This window comes from Methanolobus sp. (genome assembly GCF_030682845.1).
Taxonomy (GTDB): Archaea; Halobacteriota; Methanosarcinia; order Methanosarcinales; family Methanosarcinaceae; genus Methanolobus.
This window is the reverse complement of the sequence record NZ_JAUXNK010000032.1, coordinates 1-10250: the sequence shown is the minus strand read 5'-3', so window position 1 is coordinate 10250 and position 10250 is coordinate 1. Positions and strand designations below refer to the sequence as shown.

Annotated in this window: 11 protein-coding genes; 8 read left to right on the top strand and 3 right to left on the bottom strand. The window is 47.4% G+C overall.

Annotated elements, in window-relative coordinates; genetic code table 11:
* The coding region (locus tag Q8J68_RS03310; protein WP_305310129.1) for a zinc ribbon domain-containing protein at window positions 1–281 on the top strand (281 nt) is incomplete at its 5' end.
* A gap of 63 nt (window positions 282–344) precedes the next feature.
* Complete coding sequence (locus Q8J68_RS03305) at window positions 345–626, top strand: DUF86 domain-containing protein (RefSeq protein ID WP_370867594.1); 282 nt, start codon at window positions 345–347, stop codon at window positions 624–626.
* Between the two features lie 118 nt (window positions 627–744).
* Here Q8J68_RS03305 and Q8J68_RS03300 read toward each other — a convergent pair whose 3' ends face one another.
* The gene (locus Q8J68_RS03300; RefSeq protein ID WP_305310128.1) at window positions 745–2595 is read right to left on the bottom strand and encodes a PINc/VapC family ATPase; all 1851 of its coding nucleotides are present in this window, start codon (window positions 2593–2595) and stop codon (window positions 745–747) included.
* A 105-nt stretch (window positions 2596–2700) separates the two neighbouring features.
* Complete coding sequence (hisI, locus tag Q8J68_RS03295) at window positions 2701–3063, bottom strand: phosphoribosyl-AMP cyclohydrolase (protein WP_305310127.1); 363 nt, start codon at window positions 3061–3063, stop codon at window positions 2701–2703.
* Between the two features lie 140 nt (window positions 3064–3203).
* On the opposite strand from hisI, the gene Q8J68_RS03290 reads away from it, so the two are divergent.
* The 5 genes from Q8J68_RS03290 (at window position 3204) to acs (ending at window position 8226) form a co-directional block, all read left to right on the top strand.
* Window positions 3204–3968: an ATPase domain-containing protein gene (locus Q8J68_RS03290; RefSeq protein ID WP_305310126.1), complete on the top strand. Its 765-nt coding sequence runs from the start codon at window positions 3204–3206 to the stop codon at window positions 3966–3968.
* A 112-nt stretch (window positions 3969–4080) separates the two neighbouring features.
* A complete protein-coding gene (locus Q8J68_RS03285; protein ID WP_305310125.1) occupies window positions 4081–5211 on the top strand; it encodes a hypothetical protein in 1131 nt (376 codons plus the stop codon).
* A gap of 121 nt (window positions 5212–5332) precedes the next feature.
* The gene (locus Q8J68_RS03280; protein WP_305310124.1) at window positions 5333–5659 is read left to right on the top strand and encodes an iron-sulfur cluster assembly accessory protein; all 327 of its coding nucleotides are present in this window, start codon (window positions 5333–5335) and stop codon (window positions 5657–5659) included.
* Between the two features lie 65 nt (window positions 5660–5724).
* On the top strand, window positions 5725–6075 hold the full coding sequence (locus Q8J68_RS03275; RefSeq protein ID WP_015053776.1) for a nascent polypeptide-associated complex protein: 351 nt from the start codon (window positions 5725–5727) through the stop codon (window positions 6073–6075).
* A gap of 261 nt (window positions 6076–6336) precedes the next feature.
* Window positions 6337–8226 carry an acetate--CoA ligase gene (acs, locus tag Q8J68_RS03270; protein ID WP_305310123.1) on the top strand — a complete coding sequence of 630 codons (1890 nt, stop codon included), beginning with the start codon at window positions 6337–6339 and terminating at the stop codon, window positions 8224–8226.
* A gap of 59 nt (window positions 8227–8285) precedes the next feature.
* On the opposite strand, the gene Q8J68_RS03265 is transcribed toward acs, so the two are convergent.
* Window positions 8286–9050, bottom strand: a complete 765-nt coding sequence (locus tag Q8J68_RS03265; RefSeq protein ID WP_305310122.1) for a ribonuclease HI family protein — start codon at window positions 9048–9050, stop codon at window positions 8286–8288.
* Window positions 9051–9221: 171 nt separating this feature from the next.
* Here Q8J68_RS03265 and Q8J68_RS03260 point away from each other — a divergent pair, with 171 nt between their 5' ends.
* On the top strand, window positions 9222–10013 hold the full coding sequence (locus Q8J68_RS03260; RefSeq protein WP_305310121.1) for a nicotinate-nucleotide pyrophosphorylase: 792 nt from the start codon (window positions 9222–9224) through the stop codon (window positions 10011–10013).
* Window positions 10014–10250: the final 237 nt, after the last annotated feature.

Here is a 10250-nt window from a genome sequence, read left to right as displayed (position 1 = left end):
TCTTCAGGATGCTTGAGTACAAGGCTAAGAAGTTCGGTAAGATCTACCACCAGATAGAGAAATATTTCCCGTCAAGCCAGATCTGCTCTGTCTGTGGACATAAGAATGTTAAGGTCAAAGACACTTCTGTCAGAGAATTTGACTGCGATTGCTGTGGTCAGCATCATGACACGGATATCAATGCGAGCATCAACATTCTTAACAAAGGACTACAGGAACTTGGCATAACTCTAAAATACGCTACAGGAACTAGCGGAATTGGTGTTTGTTGTTCTTCATAAAAGGTCAATAGACACTAACGCCCTCGAGATACGGGAAAAGGAAAGAACTAAAGAAATTCTTTCATAATAACCCGAATCGATGAAACGGGAAGCCCCTTCCTTCAGGAAGGGGAGGTTCACAGGCCCGAGATATACAGAAGTGTGTTCCTCATACTTGGGAAGAACGGGATCATTCCTCCGGAATTTGCAGAGTTTTTCTCTCAGGCAGCAGGGTTTAGAAACGTTCTGGTTCATATATACGAGGACATAGATATGAGCATCCTTTACATGTTCCTTACAGAGCGACTGGATGATTTTGATGAGTTTGCAGGATACATCGCACAATATCTAAGTAGCCATCCATGATTCGCCCATATTGATATTGTCTGCAAATGTCAGGTAAGTTCTCAGGTAGGTGACCACAAACCCTGCACAATCTTGTGGTCACCTATATCCATTATCTTGGTCAAGTCTCTTTTTGGTCTCAGGCCACTTTCACCCACACGGACTCTCCTGTTTCCACTGCTTCCATAATGTTGTCTGCAACGTCTGAGTCAGTGCGGACCTTGATGTCGCCGTGCCTGCCGACAGTGGCTGAAAAGAGGAATTTTTCTTCTGCGTAGATCTCCACATCCTGGGTGGCAAGTTCGGGGACGTTAAGGATGACATGCCGGCTGGTACGCTCGATAATAGGACGGTGGGGCCTTGTGTCCTTTGCACCTTTCTTCTTTTCCTCTTTCTCCGACTCGAACTTGCGCACATCTATATGAATGCCGAGTAGCTTCTCGATATCGTCAATGGTGCTGCCTCCTTTTCCGATAATGCGGGGCATATCCTTTTCCCGGACCTTCACCAGTGCGCGGCTGTCTGAGACCATTTCTACGCTCACCGGGCCGCTGGCATAATCCTGCAACACAGACTGCACTTCGCTCTCAGCCAGTGCCCAGGCGGGTTTTCTGGCCTCCTCATTTCCGAGAGGCATCACCACCACCTGTTCTCCGTAGGTGTATATTTCAAACTCGTTCTTTCCGGTCTCGAAATCTGATATCAGGATGACCGGCCTTGCGAGGTCCTCCTCCATCATCCCGGCGGGTACCTTCACCGTGAACTGCAGGGTCTGAACCTTGGCGACCTCTCCCTTGTCTATGAATATCACAGTGTCCACCACCTGAGGTATAACTCCCAGTTCCACTCTGCCGATAAGCCTCTGGATTGCATCCACAGCGCGGTTTGCATGCACCACGCCGATCATGCCCACGCCTGCCAGCCTCATATCCGCAAAGATCACGAAATCCCTGGTCTTGCGCACCTCATCGTAAATAGTGTAGTCCGGGCGCACCAGCAGCAACACGTCCGCGGTGTTCTCCATATTGCCGTCAAGGGGTGCATACTGGGTAATTTCCGGTGGCACCTGCAGGTCGCGGGGAGACTCCATGGTCTTTACCACGAACCCCTTGTCATTCAGGAAAGTTGCTATTCCTGCGGCAAAAGTTGACTTGCCGGCTCCGGGAGGTCCGGCTATAAGTATGCCCCTCTGGGCGCGTATCCTCTCCTTGAGCATCTCGCTCATCCTGTACTGGTCAAGAGATACTGTCGCCACCGGACGCACGATAGTGATCTCCACATCGTCCGAGAAGGGTGGGTTGGCTATGGCAATTCTCATCTTGCCTATCTGCAGCACCGATGCTCCGGTAAAGGAAAGCTCAAAGAAAGAGTTCTGGTCGGAGCGGGCCCGGTCCATCAGTTCCCTGGATATCTCCTTCAGTTCATAGAATGTACAGGGTTCATCCCTTATCTGTACGTACCTGACTTCTTTGATGGACCCCTTCTTAGCCATGGGGGGAACCTTGTTCTTCAGGTGCACCGACATTGTATCGGGTGTGAAGAACTTATCAACTATAAGGGGTCCCCGCTCTTTGTACTCCGGTTTCACGAAATCAACATCTATTCCCTTTGCCCTTGCAATCATGGACTGGATGCGGTCTCCCGTGATGAACTTTCCTTTCGCCTCCTTTGCAGTCTCACGTATAAGGGCATCTATCTCCCCGCCTCTGGCGAGTTTCACCTGATCCAGATTTGGCCTCTTCCCGCAGAAATAAAGTCTGATAGCGCCTCCTTTTGCCATCTCCTGCAGTTTCTGCAGCTCTTCAAGCCCTCTGAATCCTATTTCCAGTCCCCGGTTAGCCTGAGCTTCCAGTTCTGCAACTACACCTTCAGGTATGCAGACATCATAATCCCTATAATCTCCCCTTTCCACACCAGTAGAGATAATACCGTCAATAACAGAACTTGTATCCGGTATTATCCTTTGCGCATTCTTCTTGCCTTCTTTCATATTGAAGGTTTATGAATTGGATTATATAATTCAGTTGCGACTCATAAAATATCCGGGGAGTCTCTCCTTCTGGAAACTTATCCTCTTGTCTTTTCAAAATAATTGTCAGTAGACATCATCCGGTTCAAAGACCTTCTTCCCGGTAACTTCTCCTTCCATGTTACGGTAGAAGCACGACCTGTATCCGGTGTGACATGCGCCGCCTTCCTGTTCCACCAGGATAAGCACTGCGTCCATATCGCAGTCTATGAACATCTCTTTAACCTTCTGCATATGGCCTGAGCTCTCTCCCTTTTTCCAGAGTTTCCCCCTGCTTCGGCTCCAGTAGTGTACAATGCCTGTTTCCATTGTCTTCTGAAGTGCTTCCTTGTTCATGAAAGCGCACATAAGCACGTCCTTTGTGGCATGGTCCTGTGCAATTGCCTGAATGAGCCCATTCTCGTATTTTAGGTCGTCTATATTGATCATAGTGGTCACTTACACCTTGCTTAATAATATAACAGATAGCAATCACTAATTGATATATACTATAAAAGCCTATTATTATTCAATCTAAATATAATTTCCACATATTTTTATTAATTGCACATTTGATAGAAGGTGAAAAAATGGATTTCAGTTTTGAAGGTACCGGTAGCTGTCGTGTCGCTACGGGTATAGGAGGCCTGGATATACAACTGGGTGGAGGTGTGCCCGCCGGAACCACTATTCTTGTGCTCGCAGAGCCGGGGGCTAATGGTGATCTGTTTGCCAGGCAGTTCGTTCAGGGCGGCCTCTCAGACAACGAAGATGTCTATTATTTTTCTTCGGAACATCCCATACAGGAGATAATATTTGACATGCAGGATATGAAACTGGACGTCCGCAAATACATCGACAGTGGCTCGCTTGAATTTATTGACGCTTACAGTCCCAGGTTCTACAACGTGCTTCCCAAAGAGTTCACAAGTATCATCTCTGCAAAGGATTTCCTTAAAAAGGGAACCGACTCCATGAATATGTTAAAGGGTACTGTGGTGCAGAAGAGGGTTAACAAGTATCGTGGTGTGATCGATTCCATATCTTATTTCCTGCGCTCATATCCCCTGAACAATGTAGTTGAAGCTATAGAGATAATGTCTTCAGTAGGCAAGGCAACAGGAGCCATCCAGATGATACTGATGACCAGCGGTATGCATGATCCTATTACAGAGAATAACCTTAAGCATATATGTGATGGTGTGATCGAACTCAGGTTAAAGGAACATGGGAGCGAGATAGAGCGTACGATAATGATAAGGAAAATGCGTGGCATGCTGGTTCCAAACAGGACTATTCCATTTTCGGTCACTTCAAAGGGAATTGAACTTGAAACCACTACGCGCGTGCTCTGAATAAGCAAAACACCGTGTTCTTTTGTTTTTCATGCTGGATCACTTACCAATTGCTTATCTTTTTATTTAATGAGCCCTATTTTAGTTTTCAAAACAACGGATGCTGATTTTCATGAAACAGGACCTAGTACGGATATTAAAAGATATATTTACTTCGGCAGGCTATGCTGTCGTTGATTCTTACCAGCATGATCTGATCGCCGAAAAGAACGGCCAAAAGACATTCATCAAACTTGCCGCTCACGCCGATATCGCTGAAACGAACAAATTCATCAGCATGATAGCCGATGGTGAGGGGCTTTATGTTGTGACAGGGAAGGCTGACAGGGATTTCTTGCAGCACGCCCGGGATTCCGGCCTCAGGGTGTGGGATCGGGATGATGTGGCGCTGCAGATCGGCAGGGCTGTACTTGCTGATATCGAGGGCAGTAACGGTGAGCTTGACCTGCTGGGTGACCCTGTGAAAAAGACTGTATCCAAGGCTGATGAAGTTGCAAAAATGGCCATAAATGCGATATTCGGCGGTGGGGGTCCTGTGAGAGAGGAGCCTGTTGCACAGGGAAGTCCTCTTCTCGCTCGTATGTCTCAGCGTGCTGAAAGAGTTCCTGAAAGAGCTCCTATCGCTCCCCCAGTGGTAATGGAAGAAAGGCAAGCCGCTACTCCGGCCATAGATCCTGATAGTGTTCTTCTCAACCTGAGGGCGGTCCCTCTGAATGTCACAAAGGATCATGCTGTAACTATTGCAAAACCCCACATCCATACATATCAGAACGCTGTCCTGAAACTGGTGCCTTTCTGGCAGTATAATTACAACCTTAAGAGCGAACAGAAGTACAGGTCAAAGATCGTAGACATAACAGGAGAAGGTTCAGGCTGTCTGAATGCCCTTAACGGACAGAGTGAGAACTTTGTGCTGCACGATGTGCGCGAGAGCATAGCCATCCCGGATATGCCCTATGAATTAAGGCAGTCCGCCAGTACAAAGGAGGAAGCCCGCAAGAACATGCTTGCCAGGATCATTGATGAACACACAAAAGACCTGCGTTTTGACAATACCCAGGGTGATGCTATCATCTCTGAACACAAGCGTTTCAAGCCCTCGCTCTCCGATATCCAGTTGGACATCGACCTGGTCTATATACCCATATGGGAAGTAAAAGGACCGCGTAATTCCATTGAAGTGAATGCTTACACCGGAGAAGTGTTGCATAACCCTGTGGATGATGATGCTGAGTTTGTTTAAGGGCGCAAAGGAATTTCAGTAATATCGTTCGCACTGGCACGAATATTTTATATAGCAATAAATCATATAAAGGATTACCCAGTAAATCACCTTGTACTAAGTTAAACGAAGAGGACTTAATATGGTAGAAGTAAGCGAAAAGGCAGCATCAGAATTGAAATCCCTGCTTCAGGAGCAGGATAAGCAGGATTATTCACTGAGAGTATTCGTAGCAGGCATGAGCTGTTGCGGTGTCCAGTATGGCATGTCACTGGACAATGATATCAGTGAGGACGACGATATTGTGGAAGAGAAGAACGGGCTGAAGATCGTCATTAACAAGAATGATATAGAAGGCCTTACCTCAGCAACCATTGACTATGTCGAAGGTCCGCAGGGCAACGGTTTTATCATTGATAATGCCTCTTCTGCAGGCTCATGTGGTCCGTGTGGCGGCGGCTGCCACTAATTGTAACGAATGCACATAAGAATATTTAAATAGATACAGATTGGGTATTGTAATAAGGTGATTATATGCTTCCGGGAATTGGCGGTAGGGGTATGAACCCCGCAAAAGTCAAACAGATGATGAAACAGATGGGTATAAACGTTAACGAGATCAACGATGTGCAGCAAGTGATAATCAGGACTCCTGATAAGGATATCGTGTTCAATGATGCAAACGTTTCTGTGATGACCGCCCAGGGTGTCGACACTTACCAGATAGTCGGCACTCCGGAAGAGATTGCCAGGCAGACCGAGATACCCGAAGATGATGTACGGCTGGTTGCAGAGCAGACCGGAGTTCCGGCAGAGAAAGCAAGGCAGGCATTAAAGGATGCCAACGGTGACCTTGCAGAAGCTATACTGGCTCTCTCATCCTGAATTTCCTTTTTAGGCTTGCCCGCTGCATGGGCAGAAGTGCCTTTTTTAATTAAAGTTTGATATCATGTAACTTTGTTTTTAACGCTGTTAATTTTGTTAGACCACAATAGACTTATATTAATATCATGATTATCCATTATATAAGAAGCCGTATAATTTTCTTTGATGGTGTGGGTGTGGCGGAGATTTGTACCCGTTTGGTCGGAAGGCAAGACCAGGTCATGAAAATAAGCAGTCATTAGGTTTGCATTCGAGGTGAATATGTCTGAGAATTTTGATGTAAAACTGAACGGCAAGAGTTACCTGCCAGATCCCTCTGCTAAAGAGAATTCCTGGATACAGGATTATGAAACTGCCTACGCCGGATTTCTCAAGGATCCTGAAAAGCACTGGGAAAGTATTGCAGAGGAGCTGGATTGGTTCAAAAAATGGGACCATGTCAGGGAATGGGAACACCCGCATGCAAAATGGTTCACTAATGCAAAACTGAATATAACCTATAATTGCCTGGACCGACACATCTTAAATGGTAAAAGGAACAAGGTCGCAATAATATGGGTTGGCGATGATGGCAAAGAGCAGGTGATCACATATCGGCAGCTTTACCGTGAGGTCATGAGATTTGCCAATGGTCTCAAGTCACTGGGCGTGGGCAAGGGAGACAGGGTCTGCATCTACATGCCCCTTGTGCCCGAGCAGATAATTGCCATGCTGGCATGTGCCCGTATAGGTGCGGTACATAGCGTTGTGTTTGGCGGTTTTGGCTCCAATGCACTGCATTCAAGGATCAAGGACGCGCAGGCAAAGATAGTCATAACCGCAGATGCAGCTATAAGACGTGGCAAACGTATTGACCTTAAATCCCTTGTTGACAAAGCTGTCGTAAATGCTTCCTGTGTGGAAAAGATAATTGTTCTCAGGAGAATGTCCCCGCCAATGGAGCTCTTCTCGGAGATAGAGGTCGACTTTAATGATATCCTGGAGAAAGAGGATAAGGAATGCGAACCGGAAGTGATGGATTCCGAGGACCCGCTCTTTATACTTTATACCAGTGGTACCACAGGACCTGCAAAAGGCATTGTCCATACCTGTGGTGGCTATATGGTCGGAACATATTACACCACCAAGTGTGTGTTAGACCTGAAAGACAGCGACGTTATGTGGTGTACGGCCGACCCGGGCTGGATCACCGGGCACAGCTACATAGTCTATGGTCCTCTTTCGCTGGGTGCTACAATACTGATAACAGAGGCAACTCCTGATTATCCCGACCCCGGCATCTGGTGGAGCATCATAGAAGAGTTCGACGTGACCGTATTCTACACAGCGCCGACCGTTATTCGTATGTTCATGAGACAGGGTGAGCAGTGGCCGCAACAATATAACCTGAATTCTCTCCGGATACTGGGTTCTGTAGGTGAGCCTCTCAACCCGGAGGCTTTTGAGTGGTACTACAGCGTCGTCGGTAAGAATAAATGCCCCGTCCTGGATACCTGGTGGCAGACAGAAACGGGCATGCACATGATCACCACGACTGTAGGCGAACCCATGAAGCCGGGATTTGCAGGTCGTGCCGTTCCGGGCATTGTTGTGGACGTTGTCGATGAGAACGGCCAGCCTGTGCCTCCGGGTACAGGCGGTTTCCTGGTCATTAAGGAACCCTGGCCCTCAATGATGAGGACCGTATACGGTAATGATGAAAGGTACAGGCAGTACTGGAGCACCATTGGCAATTATTACACTGCCGGTGACCTTGCTGTGAAGGACGAGGAAGGCTATATCATGATACTGGGCCGTTCTGACGATGTCCTTATAGTCGCTGGTCACAACATAGGCAGTGCGGAAGTGGAAAGCGCACTTGTCTCCCACGAAGCCGTTGCTGAGGCGGCGGTCATAGGCAAGCCCGATCCCCTCAAAGGAGATTCCATCAAAGCCTTTGTCATACTTTGCATAGGTTACAAGCCCAGTGATAAACTCAAGCTGGACCTTGTATATCATGTAAGGATGGATCTGGGTCCTATCGCCATACCTTCAGAGATAGAGTTCGTGGAATCCCTGCCAAAGACCCGCAGCGGGAAAATTATGAGGCGGGTGCTCAAAGCCCGGGAGCTTGGCATGGATCCTGGAGACCTTTCCTCTCTGGACGACTGAACTCCCTTTTCCAATTTTAAGGCGCATGGTTCATATTAGTCATAAAAAGCAGTGTGATCCTAGCGCTTTGAATTTCCTTTAGCCCTTTTATTTCCAAGCTCGATGTCTGTCTTCACTTTCCGTATTGCAAGGTCTGCTGCAAGCCCCCTGAGCATCCACCTCAGGGCAGAGGCCTGATGCAGTTCATCCAGTGGGAAATCTTTCTGGACAAGAGCTGCTGCACTTACACCGGCCTGCTTTTTCAGGTCTTCTAGCTTGATCCTGGAATAGGCGTCCATCCCACCTACTTTTAATCCGGCGAAGCTTTTGAACCCCGGGGATGGATGTGCGTTCAATTCATTGATCTGTATCCTAAGCAAGGGCAGGGCTTTGGATGTGTTCACGTCTGCTATCACTTTCCTTTCAATGGGCCTGGCAGGTGCATCACCCGGCATTGCCAGCCTGTCAGCTATACTATTCTCACCCCGGGGAATCCATTTGAACGTTACCCTGAGGCCGTTACTTTGTATGAGCGATGCTATCTGCTCTTTGATGATCGCAAGGTTCTCGTTATTTATATTCCATTTTCCTGACATCTGGCTGATGACCAGCTGGCTGTCGCCGCACACCAGGAGAGGTCCCTTTCCGCCAAGTTCCAGGTAATTCACTATTCCTTCCTTCAGTGCAGTGTACTCAGCTACATTGTTTGTGTTTGCGGGGGAACGCTGCTTCTCTTTTCTTCCTTCTGTGGAAGTTTTTTTGCTCTTCCAGCTAATAACCCATCCAAATCCCATCCTTCCTCCGGGGTTTGGGTCGCATGAGCCGTCAAAGTTAAGTTTGTCCATAGCGTATTTGAATAACCTCTTTGCTTTTTTACTTATCTTTTGACATACCTGCAATAGCCGCTTCAACGCCTGCTCCCCGACGTGTTCTTACATTTTCTGTCATGACAGCCTTACACTATAGTAACAGTTATGAAGTATGTAAACCAAGTATTGCTGATTACAGGTGATATCATGGTTGATTTTTTTGATCTTTACCTTTCGGAAGATTGCCCATACGGTGATGAGACCACCGAGCTTCTGGGTATAGCGGGCAAGGGAAGGCTGCGTATCATGTCCCGGGAGCATGGTGTAGCTGCGTGCATGGATGACCTTGCTGATTTCTACCGGAAAAACGGCCTGGAAGTTATCAGCAGCCTCGGCAACGGTGCAGAATTCAATGCGCATGATGTGATATTTGAGGCACAGGGTGATCTTCCTGCGCTTTTCAGGCTCTGGAGGGTATCACAAACTTTCCTTTCACTTGTCTGTGCTATCGCTTCCAATACCCGGTTTAGCGTCGAGCTGGCACATAAGGTCAACCCTGATCTGATAATAGCTACCAGCAGGAAGACGCATCCTGGTTTTCGCAAGTATGAACTCAAGGCCGTGAAGACAGGAGGCGGTCAGCATCATCGCAATTCTCTGAGTGACTCTGTTCTGCTCAGCCAGAACCATCTCAGTATCATTGAGGATATCGGAAGGCTGAGGTCCACAAGGAAGATAGAGATAGAACCACGCAGCATGGAGGAGGCATATAAGTACGCGCCCCTTGCAGATGTTCTGCTGCTTGACCATTTCAGTCCTGAGGAGCTGGAAACCTTTGTGCCTGAGCTTCGTTCTCTAAATCCAAGGCTTGAAGTTGCAGTGGGTGGCATTGACCTGAAAAAGGTTGCTGAATATGCAAAATTTGTCGATATAATTGTCACAAGCGAGCTCTACTATTCAAAGCCACTGGACCTGACGGCAAAGATCCGGAAACTATAGTTGTGGCGGTACTTCGAAAGATATATATAATTTTGGCGCAGAGGTTGTGTGCAATATTTGCATGACCGCTGTATATTGGCTATGCCGGAAGGCAAGGAATCTAAACAGATTCTCTGCCTTTGAAGAATTACGATACGCATTCCCCCGTCTTTAGACGGGGGTTAGTATCGTCCCTGCGAAGGCATTAGTTTAGTAAATAATATTAACAAAAAAAGCATACATCAATCACATAAAAAA